The following is a 17,193-nucleotide window of genomic DNA, read 5'->3' on the forward strand; positions in this document are numbered from 1 at the left end:
CTAGTTAGCATCCACCAATTCTGCTTGACGGAAATCATACTTGGCCCCTACTGAGTGGTAAACGAAGCCCTTCAGGTTTGGATTACGTAAGTGACCTTCATAAGGATGGTAAAGCACTAAGAAGCCATAATCATCAACCATGGTATTTTGTGCTTCAATCATATCTTGCCAGCGTTGGTCCACATCGGTCGCATGGTCACCTTCCGCTAGGTCAAGGAGTTCATTAACTTTAGGATTATTGTAATCCCCAAAATTGGCTGTGGTCTTCGTATTTAAGATATCTAAGAGGTTGATAGCATCAGGTAAAATCGCTGCCCAACCCGATAAGAAGAGGTCAAAATTCTTCTTGCCTGCTTCTGCTAGGGCGGTTTGTTTTGGCATGGTGCGGATATCTACCGTAACTCCCTCGAGTTCATTTTGCCATTGGCCTTGTAAGTATTGGGCCACTAGCTTCATTTGCGGATCATCATAAGCTAAGATTTCAAAATGGAATTGGTCTTGACCTAATTCTTTCTTAGCTTCTTCCAAAGCCTGCTTGGCGGATTCAACATCATAGCGTAAGGCTTTGTCAACATTACCGGCATCATCAGCGAAGTCGTTACCGGTATTTGGATGTTTGACAAAGTCATGAGGGACAAAGTTTTCCGCTGGCACGGCACCATCGGCCAAGACTCCATTGGCTAATTGGTCGCGGTCTATCACCAAAGATAAGGCCTTTCTCAAGTTCTTATTCTTAAATTCAGGCCTCTTGGTGTAATTCATGTGGACCATATTGGTGGCCGCTTGGGGCTCAACCACAAAGTTATCGGACCCCTGTAATTGCTTGGCAGCTTCTCCGGTAATTAGAACGTCATCCACCTCGCCGTTTTCAAAGAGACTAAGGGCAGTTGGTACTTCTTTAATCACTTGGAAGTCTACCTTCTGTGGCTTGACATTATCCTTGTCCCAATAGTTCTCATTCTTGACTAATTGCCAGGTTTGATTGCTACCGTCCCAGTTTTCCACAGTGAAGGGCCCGTTATAGAGCATCTTGTCACTGGAAGTCCCGTAGGCTTCCCCGTGTTCTTCCACAAAGGCTTGGTTTTGAGGGTAGAAAGGCGCGAAAGCCACTACACTGAGGAAATAAGAAACAGGGTGATTCAATTTGACTTCAAACGTCTTATCATCGATGGCTTTGACCCCTAATTCTTCTACCGGTACTTGGCCCTTAGCTGCCGCTTCACCATTCACAATGTTAGCGAACATATAAGCGTAACGGGCCGCCTTGTCTGGGTTGACTGCGGTTTGCCAGGCGTAGACAAAGTCATGGGCGGTCACCGCTTCCCCATTGGACCACTTGGCATCCCGCAAGTGGAAGGTATAGGTCTTACCATCTTCAGAAACATCGGTCTTTTCTGCTATGGCAGGCTGGGGTTGGTTATCGGCATCCAAACGATAAAGGCCTTCCACCGTATTCCCCAAGACAGAAAAGCTTTCAATATCACCAACAATGAGGGTGTCTAAGGTCGATAATTCGGTCTTTACCCCCATTTTAATCGGGCGTTCTTCCTTAGAAGCCCCTCCCGAACAGCCTACTAAGACTAGGCTTACGACTAAGGCCAGCAATAACTGCTGGAGCTTTCTCCATTTCATGTAATTCCTCCTCAGATTAAAATTTTTCAAAATTATTCCTATTATAACAAATTGTCAAACTATTTAATCACTATAAATCCGATTTCTATTAATCGATTTTCTTGATCGCAGTTAAGTATTTAAAAAAAATGATAAGGCCTCCCTTTATCAGTCTACTCTGGTTTTTAAAAACAGAGAAAAAGTGCCTATGGCCCGTGTCAATAACACAAGCCTAAGCACTTTTAGGAGTGATTCTATGAAATACCAAGACCTATCTTGGCGATTATTCTTTTCTTACCATTTTTTAAAATTTAAGCCATGACTAAGCCTTAGCGCCGGGATTTATTATGCTTTCCTAGCCAAGCAAAGAGACAACCAACAAAGACTGCTCCGATTCCCAAAGCCAGCCAATCCTTAGTCTTATTGTCAAAGCCAGTAGGCGGTAATTCCGCTTTTTTATGAACTTGTTTTTGAGGGGCTAGGGATTTTTCAGTTGGCGTGGATGGATTTACGCCAGGCCGGGATACTTTCGCTGGAGATTCTGGTCTCTTAGGTTGGTCCGGCGGCGTTACAGGTGGCGTCTCCGGCTTCTTGGGTTCATCCGGCGGCGTCACGGGTGGCGTCTCCGGCTTCTTGGGTTTATCCGGCGGCGTCACAGGTGGCGTTTCCGGCTTCTTGGGTTTATCCGGCGGCGTCACAGGTGGCGTCTCCGGCTTCTTGGGTTCATCTGGTGGGGTCACGGGTGGCGTCTCCGGCTTCTTGGGTTCATCCGGTGGGGTCACAGGTGGCGTCTCCGGCTTCTTGGGTTTATCTGGTGGGGTTTGGGGTTCCTCTGGAGGATAGGCTTGGTTAAGAATTTGGAAGCCATCCTTCATCGCCCCTTGGTAGGTCACCTTGAACCACTTGCCAGCGACTTGGATCGCACCCTGGTCTCCGCCAACCTCTTGAATACTGTAGTCGTAATTTTTGGGATTTTCTATCGATTCATAAACTGGTAAATTCTTAAATGAACCGCTCCAGTGATTTTCTTTCGACAGCGCCAAGGTCTTGCCGGTGGCTTGACCGTCGCGGTAGAGTTCGACTTCAATCTTAGCAGCTGGCGCGGTTACGGCCTCCCCTTGGGCGTTTAACCAAGTCTTCGTCACTTTGATCTCTCGGCTTGGTGGCGTCATTAGGGTCCAGGAGGGGCTTTCTACATTAATAATTTCAACACCTTGACTGACATCGTTAGCATCCTTTTGCTTGATTTCCGTGCGATAACCATCTAAGGCTGCCTCTTCCACCCTATAATCAATGCGACTGCCGTCTGACTTGAATTTAGCCAGATTATCAAAGCTATGCTTCCAGTCGTTTTCTTGTGAAAGTTTGACTTCTTGAATCTTTTTACCATCTGCTATTAAGAAAACGCTGACCTCTTTTAAGGCCTTGCCCTTCCAAAGCTTGGTGACTGGGATAGCGATTTTTTCTTCCACTTTTTGATTGCTAATGGATTTAATGGCCAACTTGTTATTCTTGTCGAAGTCTTCCGCCCCAATGGTTATGGGACTTGGATCCAATTGATAACCCGCCGGTGCTTGGCTTTCCGTCAGGGTGTAGTCATCTCTTAGCAGGTTCTTAATTACTATTTCCCCCGCTTGATTGGTTTCGTACTCACCAATAAGGGCTCCAGTACGGTTGCGAATCAGCTTAAATTTAGCGCCTGCTAAAGCTTTATTTGAGTCGGTCTTATCTAACTTACGAATCTTAAGCTGATAAAGATAGCCTTGGGCCTTCCCACCAGCAGAAAGATAGCGATAACGACTGAGGCCTTCTTCATTTGAAATCCCATCACCGGTCAGTCGCACGTAATTGTTAATGACTTCGCCATCAAGGGCTTGGTAGCCAATGCGAGCCCGGTAGGTAATCATTAATCCTTCTTCAGCGCTTAAGTGTCCAAAGTGAATCTTGAAATTTTGACCATTTTCTCCCCAAATAATGTCCACTTGCGAAGTCACATTGACACCATGGTCAAAATCAAAATCACTCTTCTTATCGTTCCAGCGCCACTTGCCCTTATAGACACGCAAAGTGTCCTTGAGGTAGTCAACTTTTTCACTTTTCAGAGCATCTGAAATAAGCCCATTATAAATGTCTTGTCCCTTGCGATTGACAGAGATACGGTACTGGATGATATTATCCCCTTGCCAGCTTTTCCAGGAATCTTTTTGTAAGGGATAATAGTGGGGTTTTATAGCCCCTTGCCAGCGGATTTTTCCCGCCAAGATCAGCTGATTCCCGACTTGAAAATTCAAAGGAATCTTTCTGGCTTTCTTCTCCTTGACATGGTCCACCCGGGTGGAGAAAAATAAAGTACCCTGGATGCCGGAATGCTTTTCGACATAGTCCGTGTAGGATAGGGTAATGGTTTTGTATTGAGGATTAACCGAAGCTCTAGCAACGACTGCTCCAGTAGAATCCTTGACCCCAAAACGACTAGGGGTTTCTTTAAAGACCAGGCCTTGAGGCAGCTGGATCGTGGTGATATCACCAGATTTAATGGTGTTATCCGGTAGCTCAAAGTCCATATTGACCTTAACCGTCATCCATTGGCGGACGCTATCCAAGTTCTGACCATTGCCCTTAGTTACTCTTACCCTTTTAATGATATTGTCATGGTGCTTAGACAGGCTTCTTTCTGCCACATCCACAGCCTGGTCCAGCAAGTCTTCTCCTGACTTTTCAGCCCTGACTTCTGGGTCAGCTGGCTCTTCCACCGGCTTTGAAGCTTGGTCTTTATCCCCACTAGCCTGGGTGGCCTTAGGAGAATGGCTTTCTGCTCCAGTCGCTTTGATTGAACTTGTATTTTCCTTTAGAGTCGCTGGCTTTTGGTCGCCTCCTTCTTTCTTTTGACCAGCAACTTGACTCGTCGTGTCCTTCTCGCTAATTGAATTTACTTCTTTGTGAGTTTCAGGACTTGGAGTGACCTTGTCCTGACTATTTACCTCATTTATTGCCATAACTTCCTGATTAGCAATGGGAGGTCCCAGCTCCTTAGCCTCTACTCGGGTCGGCATGAAACTGAAAATTAACATTGCTATTGCCAATAATAAAGCAGTAAATCCCTTCTTCATTTTTCAACCCTCCTTAATCCATTTTTAAAGCAATCAAAAGGTCTTAAGCAAAAAGATAAGGGTTAATAAAACCAGGATATTACTAACCATTCTTGCCCAAGCTTTCCCGCTTTTGACTTAGGAAAAGGCATCATGATTCCAATCATTTCTGTTTTTTCACATTTATTTTAGCACGTTAACTAAATAAAAACTATTTAAAATTGAAAACGTTTTAAATAAGTTTATTTATTATTAATTATTGTTCGTAAACACAAAAAATCTGCTAAGACTTAAGTCATTCAATAAGTCTTAGCAGGTAGATAAGAAAGCTTCTATTAAAATTTGCTCTGGACACTTTTCTTCTATTGGATGGGTTTCTTATTGGGCAAACCGGCCTTACGGGGGTATTTATTAGGAGTTTCTTTACGCTTTTCAATGACTAGGAGATGGCGTTCGCCGGCTTGACCAGGGAGTTCTAAGGCCAAGTCTTGGCTAAACTTGCCCCCTAAAGTCGCAATGGCCTTCTTAGCATCAGCGATTTCTTCATCCGCCTTGGCTGCCTTCATGGCCACAAAAAGTCCGCCTTTTTTCACTAGGGGCAGGCAATACTCGCTTAAAACGCTCAAACGTGCGACTGCCCGGGCGGTGGCTAGGTCAAATTGCCCGCGGAAGGCCTTATTTTGACCAAAATCTTCCGCCCGGTCATGGTAGGCTGAAACGCCTGCTAGTCCCAGTTCTTCCGTCACAGTTTCAATAAATTTGATCCGCTTGTTCAAGCTGTCAACAATGCTGACCTGTAATTGAGGGAAGGCAATCTTGAGCGGGATGCTAGGAAAACCTGCTCCCGATCCCACGTCAACCAGCTTTTTACCCGTCAAATCGGTCTCCAAGCTAAAGGCCAGGGTCAGGGAATCATAAAAGTGTTTCAAATACACTTCATCGCGGTCGGTAATGGCGGTGAGGTTAATCTTTTCATTCCAGGAAACTAGCAGTTGGTAGTAGCTCTCAAATTGTTGCATTTGTAAATCGGTCAGGTCAATCCCCTGCTCAACCAGGGCTGCCTTAAATTCTTCTGGGTTCATGTCAAATCCTCCTTTGACTTTATCCCATTCATTATAGCATAGGCAAGCTCGGTCTAGAAATCATCGCCAACGAGTCATTTTTGTTCTTCAAACTAAGATAACTTACCCTCCTAAAAGAAAAAACTTGCGCTCAGCCTCTCCTCATCTGCTAAGCTATATGAGTAAAGTAAAATTGCACGTGGAAAGGAGCCCTTAACATGGGACTGACTTATCTGGGTGAACTTTTTATCCTAATGATGGAAAGGGTCGGTTTGATTGTTCTCTTAGCCGTCCTCTTAGTTCACTTCTCGTATTTCAAGAAATTACTGGTACAAAGAAATTCGCCCAAGCGGATGTTGTCTTTGATTATTTTGTTTGGCTTTTTTGCCATTCTCTCCAACTTAGTCGGGATTCAAATTACTTCAGAAGGCCTCAAGTATTCGGGCTTACTAACCCAGATCTCCCCCAATACCTCTATTGCCAACACCCGGTCCCTAGCCATTGGCGTGTCAGGATTTGTCGGTGGCCCCTGGGTGGGGAGTGCGGTTGGTCTGATCGCTGGGGTTCATCGTTTCTTCCAAGGGAATGGGTCCAACGCCTTTTATATGCTGTCTTCGCCCCTGATTGGTTTTCTGGCCGGTTACGCGGGCAAGAAATCTTCCTCCAGTAATGCCTACGCCCCCTTTATCAAGCCCATCAAAGGGTCCCTGGTGGCAGTGGGCTTAGAATGCATTCAACTCCTCTTTATCGGGATCTTCTCCCGGGAAGGTTGGCCCCTGGTCCAATTAATCGCCCTACCCATGATTCTCTTAAATAGTGTCGGAACCTTTATCTTCCTCTCAACCATTGTTAATACCCTGATCCAGGAAGAACAGGCCCGGGCTGTCCAAACCCACGACGTCCTCGCCCTGACCATGCAGACCCTCCCCTACTTGCGGTCGGGTCTGGAAGGACTCAAAGGCGAAAAAGCCCAAGAACTGGCGACCATGATCAAGGCCTCCACCAAGGTTTCAGCCGTCTCTTTGACCAACCAAAGTAAGATCTTAGCCCATGTCGGGGCCGGGATCGACCATCACTTTCCCAGCCACGATGTGATTACTGAACTCTCCCGGGAGGTTATTGAGTCGGGGCAGATGCGGATTGCCCACAGTAAGAGCGAAATTGGCTGTACCCACCCTGATTGTCCCCTAGAAGCGGCCATTGTGGTGCCCTTGAAGTCTAACCAGCAAGTCCTCGGTTCCATGAAGCTCTACTTCACTAACCCCAGCCAGCTCTCCTATGTGGAAGAACAACTCGCCCGGGGCCTAGGGGCAATTTTTTCCATGCAGCTGGAACTTGGGGAAGCCCAACTACAAAGTAAGTTGCTCCAAGATGCTGAGATTAAGTCCTTACAAGCCCAAGTCAACCCCCACTTTTTCTTTAATACCATTAATACAATCCTGGCGGTTATGCGCTTTGACCATGACCGGGCTCGGCAGTTACTGCTCCAATTGACCACTTATTTCCGCCACAACTTGCAAGCCAGCCGGCAAACCAAGATCCCAGCGGAAAAGGAATTGGAACACCTCTATGCCTACCTGTCCTTGAATGACGCCCGTTTCCCTGACCGCTACCACATTGAACTCGACATGCCCGAGGCCCTTAACCAATACCTCCTGCCGCCCCTCTGTATCCAAGTCCTGGTGGAAAATGCTATCCGCCACGCCTTTCCCGATAAGAAGGACAATAACACTGTGGTGATTGAGATCAAGAAGCTGGACGACCAGCTGGAAATTGTAGTTGCAGATAATGGTGTAGGAATTGAGGAAGGCCAACTCCAACGCCTGGGTAAGGAAAGTGTTGAATCCAAGGAAGGAACTGGGACAGCTTTAGAAAACCTAGCAAGGCGGATTGAGAACCTTTATGGCGACAAGGGCAGCTTTCAAGCCGCCAACCGCCCAACTGGTGGCGCTCGCTTTACCCTGACATTTCCCTTAGAATTAGCTAACAAGGAGGACTAAAGATGAAAGTTTTGATTGTTGATGACGAACAAATGGCGCGCCAAGAGCTGGCTTACTTGGTCAAGGAACACGACCAGGTTAGCCAGGTGAAAACCGCCGACAGCATTGACCAAGCCATCACCATGATGTTGGATGAGAAACCTGATATTCTCTTTCTAGACATCCACCTCGAGGGCGAAACCGGCTTTGACCTGGCAAAGAAACTCAAGGCCGTCCACAACCCACCCTATCTCATCTTTGCCACCGCCTATGACCAATACGCCCTAGAGGCCTTTGAAGCCAATGCCAATGACTATATCTTAAAACCCTTTGAAGAGTCTAAGATCCATGCGGCAATCGACAAATACTACCAAAGCCTGGAGCGGGCCAGTGGCCAAGTCGACCAAGACCAAGAAAGTAAGCGCCATGAGGCTATCCCTATCCAAAGTAATGACCGGGTCTACCTCCTTCGTCCAGAAGAAATCTTCCTGGTTTCGGTCCAAGGTCACACCCTCAGTATCGAAAGCTATGACAAGACCTATGAAATGGCGGGGAGTTTGAGTGCCATTGAGAAGAAATTACCCAAGGACCTCTTTTTAAGAACCCACCGCTCCTACCTAATTAATATCGACCAGATCCAAGAAATCCAACCCTGGTTCAACCAGACCTACCAAGTCACCTTGAGAAACGGCAGTAAGGTGCCTGTTTCTAGGTCCTATCTCAAAGATTTCAAAGACCGCCTGCCCATCGAATAAATGAGGCCCTGTATTTAATGTCCAGGGCCATGTAAGTTATGTTCCAATCCTAGCATCTTATGAATAAAACCGCTTCCATCCTTGTTATTAGGCTAAACTATGATTGTCAGATAAATGAAGAGTTAAAAAATAACAAACAAAGGGAGCGATTCATAATGGAAAAGAAACAAACAGAAAAACAAGAGGTTAAACAAGCGAACTTTCTAACTCAAGCGGGGATCTTCGCAGTGATTATGCTGATTTCAGGCTATCTCTCTAAACTATCCCCCATCCCCATGCCAGCTTCAGTGATTGGTCTAATCTTACTTTTCGCCAGTCTCTGCTTAGGCATTGTCAAACTGGAACAAGTGGAAAGCTTATCACAAAAATTGATTTCGATTCTTTCCTTCCTCTTCGTCCCCTCCGGAATTTCCTTAATGAATTCTCTTGGGATCATGGCCACATCCGGCGTACAAATTGTTTTCTTGGTCATCTTCTGGACCATCATGGCTATGGTATTCATCGGTTACATCGGTGAAGGCATTGAATGGGTACGTAAGAAAGTATCCAGCTCACAAGAAAGCAGCGAAAGTTCTTACTCATACAGTAACAATGTCAGCCACTAGGGCGCAGTTGTTCGATCAGTAAGCAGTCAAGAGAAGAAGGAGCGTTCATCACATGTCAGCTTATTTAGGAATTGTTATTTCATTTGTTGCCTTTGGGATTGGGACTTGGTTATACAACCGTTTTAACCATTTCTTCCTCTTCACCCCACTCTTTGTCGCTATGATTTTAGGAATCGGTTTCTTAGTCGTCACCGGAATTCCTTATGAAGCTTATCAACCCGGTGGAAAGGTGATCATGTTCTTCCTTGAACCAGCCACCATCGCCTTTGCCATCCCACTCTATAAGCAAAGAAAACTACTCGTTAAATATTGGAAACAAATCGCTATCATGCTTGTCGGCGGCATGGCCCTTTCCTTGGTATCTCTGGGTATCATGGCTAAGTTAATCCATATGGATAACTCTATTATTGCCGCCCTCTTACCTCAACCAGCCACCACCGCTATCGCCCTACCGATCGCAGAATCCTTAGGCGGTATCTCCTCCATCACTGCAGCAGCCGTGATCTTTAACGCCGTGATCGTTTCTGCAGTCGGTAAAGGCCTACTCGAATGGCTCCATATCGAAGATCCTGTTGCCCGTGGTCTCGCCTTAGGGACAGCCGGACACACCATCGGAGCAGCCGTTGGTTTAGAAATGGGTGAAACCGAAGGCGCGATGGCTTCCGTTGCCATGGTCGTAGTCAGTGTCTTGACCGTCTTCGTTGTCCCCATGATCGCACCACTCTTTGGTATCTAATCCCTACTTTAAAATACGCACCCTTCAAAAAATCACTCTAGAATGTGCTCTAGAGTGATTTTTTCATGTCTACAATGAGTCGTTATTCATAATATTGTCTAAAGACCGTCACCACCAGGGCAGCTCCCAAGAAGAGGATCATAGCCACAAGCAGGTTAGCACCTAGACCTAAACCTTGGTAGAAGGAAGCCCCCATGACACTGGCCCCCATAATGGAGAGGTCAAAGACCGTGGTTTGAATCGACATGGCCACGTCATGGCCCTTGTCCACTTGGCGAATCACCGAATTCTGTAAGAGCGAGGAAATCGGGCCAAAGCTCATCCCCCAAAGCACCATCGCCCCTAAGCCTAAAAGCGGATGGCCAGAAAGAGCCAGGAAGACAAACATGGCAAGCGCTCCCGCTAAGAGGGCCCCTTGCATTAAATGCTTCAAGTGACTGTCAATAAAGCGGGCGACAATCCAAACCGCTAGGAGGGCACCGACCCCAAAGAAGATTTGAGAACTTTGCAGGGCTAGCCCCAAGCGTTCACTAATCAATTGAATATAGACATAGACACTATATTCAGCCATCACCATCAAGAAGACTACTAAGATAGCTACTCGGAAACCCGGTTTCTTCAAGACATCAGTCGGTTTGACCCGGCTGTCACTTGCTTGTCCCGGAATCGAGGGAAGAAGCCGCCAAGCCAATAAGCCTAAGACAAGAAAGGCTAGTGCAGTAGCTAAAAAGGCGATCCGCCAGCCAGCGATTTGACCTAAACGCGTCCACAGGGGCAATCCAAGCGAAATCCCAATCGGTGACCCCGCCAGAGCAATGGTCCCGGCCTTACCGCGGTTTTCACTGGACACCATGTCCATAGCATAAGGGCCCAACATGGACCAAAATGTCCCGGCACTGGCCCCACCGATCAAACGTCCCATAAAGGCCAAGGGGAAGTTAGGGGCCAAGAAAACCAGGAAGTTCGACAAGGCAAAGCCGCAGGTTAACACGAGTAAGAGGGGCCGGCGGTTGAACTTGGTCACCACCTGGGTCATCGGAATCGCTAAGAGCCCAGCGGGTAAGGCATAGCCTCCCACCAAGTAAGACACCGTCCCATAATCAACTCCCAGGTCATCCCCCATTTGCACTAAGAGGCCGGAAGGTAATAATTCCGAAATAATAGCTAATAAAACTAGGCCCAGCATCACCATCAAGGGCAGCCAGGGCAAGCCTTGCTGTTCTGTATCTGTTTTCATCAATTCACAACCTTTCTCAATCTTTTCCAATAAAAAATCCTGCCGCCCGCATGCAGGATCTTAACAAAAAAGTAGGGCAAGAGCGTGCAAGAAAAGCCCTCTCTCGTCCCTAATAATCGCCTAACGTATCTTATCGTCAGCAAAGTGGGTGTCAGACAAGTCCACTAAGAAGTAATCGTAACGTTTAAACTCGGCTTGGGGATTATTGAGGTCCACGGGATCATCCCAAGTCGTATCGACCCCCAGCCACTGACCATTGACTTGGACCAAGTTCCAGGCGTGGTCGATGGGCTGGTTCTTATCGGCGTATTGATAGGCAATGCCGGTCCGGGCCAGTGACTTGACCCCACTCTCTTCACACATAATCTGGAAGAGACCAGCATAAGCCTGGCAAACCCCAGTGCCTTGGGAGAGGATGCAGGCCGGGGAATAAATCGAGACGCCTTGGACATCATTGCCCTCACCTAGGTGGTAGTGGGCCTTGTCAATAATGGCATCATGGATGAGACGAACCTTTTCATGGTCGCTCTTGCCCTGGATCTGACTGGCAAAGTTGCGGGCATAGTCACGGATAGCCTGGTCAGCAGCGGCGTCATGGTGGAAGCGGAAGGTCAATAAGACCTTCAACTTACTGGGACTGGCCTGGTAGGAATAGGCATTGGCATAGTCCAGGACAATCCCGTAATAAGTCCCATACAAGTCTTGGCGCAAACGCTCAAAGATGGCTGAGCCACTGGCTTGGGGAGCGGTCACGTCAACCACAAATTGATAGGTCCCCTGCTCTAATTGCCTTTGGACAATTGGCAGGAGGTCGGCATAATTAGCTTCCTTAACCTGGCCAGCCAGGGGGGCCTCTTTAAATTGCTGGATGACTTCCTGCTTAGACGGCGCTTGAGGCCGGCCCTTCTGCTGAGAAGTCTTCCCTGGCTGGTCCTTACTAGGAGCTGCCTGACTCTCTTCTTGAGAAGCCGATTCGACCGGCTTAGTTTCACTTTCTTCTATGACTTGATTAGTCACTTCTTCTTGATCAACCAGCTGGTCTTCTACCCAGTTGAGGGCTTGGTTATGGTCACAGCCCCACAAAAAAAGCAGCATGCTGAAAAACAGTCCGAAAACTTGTCTCTTTTTCATACATACCACCCCATTATAACTTAGTAAAACTGTAAGGCTTATTCTTGTGAGTCAGGCTCTTCAGGAATGATCAAGGCCATCAATAAGTACAGCCAAAAACCGACTGACCCTCCTAAGAAAAGGGCAACGAAGATGATGCGGAAGATAACGGGATCCACATTGAAATACTCTCCCAAACCACCACATACCCCTAAAAAGGTACGATCATACTTTTTACGATATAAACGTTTTCCATTAAAATCCATCCTTCTAGCTCCTTTCACTGGCTATTCCTGCCTTTTAGATACCTTTATTATACCCTAAACGTCAGCAATTCTCATGTCTAAACGCCAGTTGAGCCTAGCTTTTAAACTTTTTAATGAGTAAGCACTCAATTAAGGAGCTTTCCCTATTCTACCGTAAAAAGGCTTCAGATTCACGGTGCTTTTCCTTCCAGTGGTTCAGAGCTCTTTTGACTTTTGTCACACTCTCTTTCTCCCTTTAGCTCCAGTTGCTATAGCTGTTCGAAGCGTCAGCGAGTTACAGATATAGTATGCGTAGCGTTTCACTTTTTATCGTCAGCTCGCACTCTAATGCTTATCAAAGAACCGTTTTAAGATTCGGGACAGGATCCACCAGCCTAAGGCGGAGATGATTAGGGCGAAGACCCAGGAAAAGCGGCTTTGGACAAAGGGCAGATCCATATTCATCCCGTAAAAACCGGTCACAATGGTGGGCACGGTTAAAAGGATGGAGAGGACGGTCAAGATCCGCATGGTCTCATTCAAGTTATTGTTCAAGACGTTGTTATAGGTGTCGGAGAGGCGGTCGAGAATTTGCCAGGACAGCTCCGTCATTTCCACGAGCTGCTTGGCTTCAATGACGGCGTCGTCCAGCTCCTCAATATCAATCCCATCCAAGCGTTTAAAGAGCGAGGGTGAGCGGAATTGTTCCAAGAGAATTTCATTTTGCCGGGCCCCGGTACGGAAATAGGCAATCCCCGTTTCTAAGTCTGACAGGTTGAAGAGGTTCTTGCGAGTGGTTCGGGTCCGTAATTCCTTGGTTAAGAGGTTGCGCTCCCGGTCCATCTCCTCCACCAAAGGGAAGTATTCCTTAACAATTAAAAAAGACTAGAGAAAAGAAACTTATAGAGCCCTTCATCCGAGTGGCGGTGGATATAATGCTTCATCAACTGAATAACATAATCATTATCCTCATGGGCAAAGGTTAAGAGGACATTGTTCCGAATGATGAGGGTCATCGGCAGGGTTTCATAATGATAGTTAACCTTCTTCTTATTAGCAATATTAAAAATAATCAGCAAGGTATCGGTATCATCATCGTACTCCAAGCGGGCCCGTTCATTCTTGTCGCTGGCATAGGCCAACATTTCTTCACTGATCCCGTAAGTATTCCCAATCTCGAGGAGGTCGTCTAAATCATCCACCGGTAAATTAATCCAGGTAAAGCGTTCGTCTGCTGGTCCATATTCCTTCACTTTAGCCATATTCTCACTTCTTTCCGCACTTTTTATATTCACTGCCTTACTATTGTAGCATTGACCCCAGTCGAAAGCTTCTATTATCGCTAATTCAAGAATCTTTCATTCTTTTTAAAGTGCTTTCATATTCCCTTGTTTTCTCCCGCTACATATAGTAAAATCGAAAAGGGAATTCCCTATATTTAGTTGGCTTACGTCTTGACAATGGAGATCATTAGGGAAAATAGCCCTCCATAACAATTATAGAAAGGGATAAGATATGAAGCGCCAATTTTTTAGATGCATAATCCTTTGTTCCAGTTTTCTGACCCTCTTCCTTAGCGGTTGCCAAGGCAGCTCGTCTGAGCAAAGTCAGGGTCAAAATAATACCGACACCTACCACGTCGGCCAAAGCCTAGTCGCCGGGGACCTCGATCCCTTGAATTCGAGTTGGTCCCTAGCCAGTCACGGAGTAGCTGAATATGTCTACCAACAAGATCCAGACGGTAATCTATTCTCCCGTTATATTGACCAGTTAGACCATGTGGATGCGAATACCTGGCAAGCTAGCAGTAAAAACGAAGCCAAGTTCGCTGATGGGAGCCTGGTGGATGCCCCAGCCCTGGCTGAATGCCTTAACGAAATCCAAGAAAAGAACCCCTTGTCCAATGCTACAGCCGGTAAGATCACTTTTACCGCTGACGATGATAGCCATCTCACCATCAAAACCGAACGCCCTACCCAAGTCATGGACTCAGTCTTAGGGGAATGGACCAATGTGGTTTATAAGCGCGACGGCGACCAAGTCATTTACTCTGGTCCTTACCAAGTGAAAAACCTGCAGTCCGAAGAAAAAGTGGAAATGGAACCCAACCCCCATTACCCAGACAGCGACCAAAGAAAAAATGTAACCATCACGGCATTTAACGATGAAGCGGCCATGAAGTCAGCTTTCCAATCCGAAGAGATGGATTTAATCGCTCCCATTTCTCCTAATTTAAAGGAACAATTAGACAAATCTGGTCACAAGACCCAGTCCTATGACGCTGGTTACCAATATTTCGCCTTGGTCAACATCCAAAAGCCACTCCTCCAAGAGGCTAAAATGCGCCAAGCCCTTGATTTAGCCCTCAACCGCGATGACTACCTCAAGGCCCTCAAAGGCGGACGGCTACCAAGCGGACTATTTGCGGACATCTATTCCTTCAATGCAGATGTCCCTCTCGAACAAGACACCGCTAAGGCAGAGGCCCTATTGGATGAATTAGGTTGGAAGAAAAATGACCAAGGCCAACGGGAAAAAGATGGCCAAGCCTTAGAACTTAAGGTGGCCACCCTTTCCTTCCGTGAAGACCTGGTAACCATTGGACAAATGTTGACTTCTCAACTCGAGCCTTTAGGTATCCAAGTCAAGGTAGAAGCTTTAGATAATGCGGAAGACATTAAGACCGGGTCGCCTTACGACCTCTTAATCTACAGCCAACACACCGCCCCTTCTGGAGAACCGAGTTACTTCCTCAATCAATTCTTTAGAAGCGACGGGTCCAACAACCGCTTCGATTATAGCAACCCAGAAGTGGACCAAGAACTCGACCAACTTGGTCAAGAATCCGACCCCGCTAAACGCGATGCGATTGCTCAATCCATCCAAGAAAAAATTATTAACGACCGTCCTATCCTTCGCCTAGTCGATCCTGAATGGCATGCTGGCATTGGTGCCGATCTCGGCGATTACCAGCTCTATTGCGGGGACTATTATATCGTTAATCCAAGTTTAGGGGTCAATAAGTAAGCAGACAATTACCAAGACGTAAGCCTTCAATAGAGGAGGACAGTATGAAATTAAAAACGCTCTATCAAGCACTCGGCTTCCTCTTTATCATGAGTCTCTTTGCCTTCTTCATCTCCCGACTTATTCCAGGCGACCCAGCAAGCTTGTACTTAGAATCTAAGCAGCTGGCCCAAAGCCCGGAAAATATCGCCTTAATCAATGAAGAATTTGGCTTAGACCGTTCACTCATGGTTCAGTATTTCCAGTGGATTAGTCACTTTATTCAAGGCGACTGGGGGACTTCCTTCTACTCCAGCCAGCCCATCCGTCAAGAAATCTTTAACCGCCTGCCGGCCTCCTTAATGGTCGGCTTAGGCGGGGTTTTATTAGCGATGCTAGGAAGCTTCTACTTAGGCTTCCTAGCATCGCTTCCTGGTTATGGCTTCTGGGATAAAGTAAGCCGAGCACTATCCCTAATCTCCCAGGCCATTCCCAGCTTTATTTTAATTATTATTTTTATCCAAATCACTAGTGTCCGCCTGCGCTGGTTTAAGTTCTATACTGAGGAGAGCCCCTTGGCCATTGTCTTTGCCGTCATAGTGGTCGCTTTCTACCAAATCGGGCCACTCTCACGCATTGTCTGCCGCCATTTCGAAGCCACTCAAAAGGAAAGCTATCTTAAAGCCCTCCTATTGCGGGGACTGCCTTTAAAGCAGGCCTTGGGTAAATACGCTTGGCAAGATGCCCTCTACGGACTCTTAGCCAGTTCGCTGGCACAAATGTCTTGGGTCATTGGCGGGACCGCTATTGTCGAATACTCCTTTGGCATTGCCGGCATCTCCAATTACCTGGTCACCAGTATGCAAAGGCGGGACTACTTAGTCATCCAAGCCTATATTATGGTGGTAGGCATTTGGATGCTTATCATCCGTTTAATCTTTCGCTGGTTGATGAATCGATTAAGAAAGGAGACTTCCTATGTCGCTTAAGCAGAAAATTGTCAGTGCCGTCCTGCTCCTAGCCATAGGACTATTCTTAGTCATCCCCTCACCCGATTATTTTCAAACCGATATGACCAATGTCCTAGCCCCCGTCTCTACCGACCACTGGCTAGGAACGGACCATCTCGGCCGCGATGTCTTAGCCCTCATGCAGGCAGGCACCATCCGTACCCTCATCGTTGTTGTAGTGGGCGGCTCCTTATCTTTAGTTTTAGGATCGACTCTAGGTATCCTGGCTGGTTACTACGGTGGCAGCTTAAAGAAGGCCATTCTCCTCGTCGCCCAATCACTTTTGATTTTACCCAGCTTTATCATGGCCCTAATCATTACTGCCCTCATCGGCCTCAGCCCACTCAGCGCCGGCCTTGTTCTTGGCATCGGAGCCATGGGAAATTATATCTTCCAAGTCGCTGCCCTGAGTGAAGAGTTAAAGGCCAGTGAATTTATCCTTAGTCTCAGAAAACTCGGTCTCTCTGATTTTCGCCTGATTAAGGACCATCTCGGTAAAAACTTACAGCCTTATATTCTTACCAATTTAGCTAACCGCCTGAGTGGCATGGTCTTATCCTACGCGGGACTTGCCTTTATCGGACTAGGCACGGACCTGGTCCAACCTGACTGGGGCACCTTACTCTACGACTACCGTCTCTATGTCTTTGAACGACCACTACTGGTATTAGCACCAACCTTAGCCATCTTTATTTTAGCGGTCCTCTTTCAAGCCCTCTTTGACCGTCAAGCCCTCTTGGAAAGGTGAG

The 17,193-nt window shown here is 46.9% G+C and carries 15 protein-coding genes; 7 read left to right on the plus strand and 8 right to left on the minus strand.

The window, feature by feature from the left end:
• The 3 genes from HMPREF9243_RS09430 to rsmG form a co-directional block, all read right to left on the minus strand.
• Window positions 1–1,632, minus strand: coding sequence for a peptide ABC transporter substrate-binding protein (locus HMPREF9243_RS09430; protein WP_013669029.1), 1,632 nt, complete (start codon window positions 1,630–1,632; stop codon window positions 1–3).
• A gap of 308 nt (window positions 1,633–1,940) precedes the next feature.
• The gene (locus HMPREF9243_RS09435; protein WP_013669805.1) at window positions 1,941–4,721 is read right to left on the minus strand and encodes a collagen binding domain-containing protein; all 2,781 of its coding nucleotides are present in this window, start codon (window positions 4,719–4,721) and stop codon (window positions 1,941–1,943) included.
• Between the two features lie 341 nt (window positions 4,722–5,062).
• Window positions 5,063–5,782, minus strand: a complete 720-nt coding sequence (rsmG, locus tag HMPREF9243_RS09440; protein ID WP_013670093.1) for a 16S rRNA (guanine(527)-N(7))-methyltransferase RsmG — start codon at window positions 5,780–5,782, stop codon at window positions 5,063–5,065.
• Window positions 5,783–5,979: 197 nt separating this feature from the next.
• Between rsmG and HMPREF9243_RS09445 the strand changes: the two genes are divergently transcribed.
• The 4 genes from HMPREF9243_RS09445 (at window position 5,980) to lrgB (ending at window position 9,836) form a co-directional block, all read left to right on the plus strand.
• On the plus strand, window positions 5,980–7,761 hold the full coding sequence (locus HMPREF9243_RS09445; protein ID WP_013668523.1) for a sensor histidine kinase: 1,782 nt from the start codon (window positions 5,980–5,982) through the stop codon (window positions 7,759–7,761).
• 2 nt (window positions 7,762–7,763) lie between these two features.
• Complete coding sequence (locus HMPREF9243_RS09450; protein ID WP_013670080.1) at window positions 7,764–8,495, plus strand: LytTR family DNA-binding domain-containing protein; 732 nt, start codon at window positions 7,764–7,766, stop codon at window positions 8,493–8,495.
• Between the two features lie 155 nt (window positions 8,496–8,650).
• A complete protein-coding gene (gene lrgA, locus HMPREF9243_RS09455) occupies window positions 8,651–9,100 on the plus strand; it encodes an antiholin-like murein hydrolase modulator LrgA (RefSeq protein ID WP_013669073.1) in 450 nt (149 codons plus the stop codon).
• A gap of 52 nt (window positions 9,101–9,152) precedes the next feature.
• Window positions 9,153–9,836 carry an antiholin-like protein LrgB gene (lrgB, locus tag HMPREF9243_RS09460; protein WP_013669843.1) on the plus strand — a complete coding sequence of 228 codons (684 nt, stop codon included), beginning with the start codon at window positions 9,153–9,155 and terminating at the stop codon, window positions 9,834–9,836.
• 82 nt (window positions 9,837–9,918) lie between these two features.
• Here lrgB and HMPREF9243_RS09465 read toward each other — a convergent pair whose 3' ends face one another.
• From HMPREF9243_RS09465 to HMPREF9243_RS10925, 5 genes are all read right to left on the minus strand, one after another.
• On the minus strand, window positions 9,919–11,073 hold the full coding sequence (locus HMPREF9243_RS09465) for an MFS transporter (protein WP_041706312.1): 1,155 nt from the start codon (window positions 11,071–11,073) through the stop codon (window positions 9,919–9,921).
• A 120-nt stretch (window positions 11,074–11,193) separates the two neighbouring features.
• Complete coding sequence (locus HMPREF9243_RS10080) at window positions 11,194–12,204, minus strand: transglutaminase domain-containing protein (RefSeq protein ID WP_049776783.1); 1,011 nt, start codon at window positions 12,202–12,204, stop codon at window positions 11,194–11,196.
• A gap of 38 nt (window positions 12,205–12,242) precedes the next feature.
• Window positions 12,243–12,449 (minus strand): PspC domain-containing protein, encoded by a 207-nt coding sequence (locus tag HMPREF9243_RS09475; RefSeq protein WP_013669191.1) that lies wholly within the window; start codon window positions 12,447–12,449, stop codon window positions 12,243–12,245.
• Window positions 12,450–12,773: 324 nt separating this feature from the next.
• Window positions 12,774–13,280, minus strand: a complete 507-nt coding sequence (locus HMPREF9243_RS10920) for a magnesium transporter CorA family protein (RefSeq protein WP_269208285.1) — start codon at window positions 13,278–13,280, stop codon at window positions 12,774–12,776.
• 23 nt (window positions 13,281–13,303) lie between these two features.
• A complete protein-coding gene (locus HMPREF9243_RS10925; protein ID WP_269208276.1) occupies window positions 13,304–13,690 on the minus strand; it encodes a CorA family divalent cation transporter in 387 nt (128 codons plus the stop codon).
• A gap of 253 nt (window positions 13,691–13,943) precedes the next feature.
• Between HMPREF9243_RS10925 and HMPREF9243_RS09485 the strand changes: the two genes are divergently transcribed.
• Genes HMPREF9243_RS09485 through HMPREF9243_RS09495 form a run of 3 tightly spaced genes read left to right on the plus strand, consistent with a single transcriptional unit; the run spans window position 13,944 to window position 17,192 of the window.
• Window positions 13,944–15,455 carry an ABC transporter substrate-binding protein gene (locus tag HMPREF9243_RS09485; RefSeq protein ID WP_013669630.1) on the plus strand — a complete coding sequence of 504 codons (1,512 nt, stop codon included), beginning with the start codon at window positions 13,944–13,946 and terminating at the stop codon, window positions 15,453–15,455.
• Window positions 15,456–15,499: 44 nt separating this feature from the next.
• Window positions 15,500–16,423: an ABC transporter permease gene (locus HMPREF9243_RS09490; RefSeq protein ID WP_013668720.1), complete on the plus strand. Its 924-nt coding sequence runs from the start codon at window positions 15,500–15,502 to the stop codon at window positions 16,421–16,423.
• Window positions 16,413–17,192 carry an ABC transporter permease gene (locus tag HMPREF9243_RS09495; RefSeq protein ID WP_013669950.1) on the plus strand — a complete coding sequence of 260 codons (780 nt, stop codon included), beginning with the start codon at window positions 16,413–16,415 and terminating at the stop codon, window positions 17,190–17,192. The genes HMPREF9243_RS09490 and HMPREF9243_RS09495 overlap by 11 nt, the downstream gene beginning before the upstream one ends.
• The last annotated feature ends 1 nt before the right edge of the window (window position 17,193 follow it).

Source organism: Aerococcus sp. Group 1 (assembly GCF_000193205.1).
In the GTDB taxonomy this organism is placed as follows: Bacteria; Bacillota; Bacilli; order Lactobacillales; family Aerococcaceae; genus Aerococcus; species Aerococcus urinae_A.

Excerpts from the sequence above, each read along its gene's own strand:
- HMPREF9243_RS09490 (WP_013668720.1), top strand. The coding sequence starts at position 15,500 with ATGAAATTAAAAACGCTCTATCAAGCACTCGGCTTCCTCTTTATCATG.
- HMPREF9243_RS09475 (WP_013669191.1), bottom strand. The coding sequence starts at position 12,449 with ATGGATTTTAATGGAAAACGTTTATATCGTAAAAAGTATGATCGTACC.
- rsmG (WP_013670093.1), bottom strand. The coding sequence starts at position 5,782 with ATGAACCCAGAAGAATTTAAGGCAGCCCTGGTTGAGCAGGGGATTGAC.
- lrgA (WP_013669073.1), top strand. The coding sequence starts at position 8,651 with ATGGAAAAGAAACAAACAGAAAAACAAGAGGTTAAACAAGCGAACTTT.
- HMPREF9243_RS09450 (WP_013670080.1), top strand. The coding sequence starts at position 7,764 with ATGAAAGTTTTGATTGTTGATGACGAACAAATGGCGCGCCAAGAGCTG.
- HMPREF9243_RS09495 (WP_013669950.1), top strand. The coding sequence starts at position 16,413 with ATGTCGCTTAAGCAGAAAATTGTCAGTGCCGTCCTGCTCCTAGCCATA.
- HMPREF9243_RS09465 (WP_041706312.1), bottom strand. The coding sequence starts at position 11,073 with ATGAAAACAGATACAGAACAGCAAGGCTTGCCCTGGCTGCCCTTGATG.
- HMPREF9243_RS09445 (WP_013668523.1), top strand. The coding sequence starts at position 5,980 with ATGGGACTGACTTATCTGGGTGAACTTTTTATCCTAATGATGGAAAGG.
- HMPREF9243_RS10925 (WP_269208276.1), bottom strand. The coding sequence starts at position 13,690 with ATGGCTAAAGTGAAGGAATATGGACCAGCAGACGAACGCTTTACCTGG.
- HMPREF9243_RS10080 (WP_049776783.1), bottom strand. The coding sequence starts at position 12,204 with ATGAAAAAGAGACAAGTTTTCGGACTGTTTTTCAGCATGCTGCTTTTT.
- HMPREF9243_RS09485 (WP_013669630.1), top strand. The coding sequence starts at position 13,944 with ATGAAGCGCCAATTTTTTAGATGCATAATCCTTTGTTCCAGTTTTCTG.
- HMPREF9243_RS09430 (WP_013669029.1), bottom strand. The coding sequence starts at position 1,632 with ATGAAATGGAGAAAGCTCCAGCAGTTATTGCTGGCCTTAGTCGTAAGC.
- lrgB (WP_013669843.1), top strand. The coding sequence starts at position 9,153 with ATGTCAGCTTATTTAGGAATTGTTATTTCATTTGTTGCCTTTGGGATT.
- HMPREF9243_RS09435 (WP_013669805.1), bottom strand. The coding sequence starts at position 4,721 with ATGAAGAAGGGATTTACTGCTTTATTATTGGCAATAGCAATGTTAATT.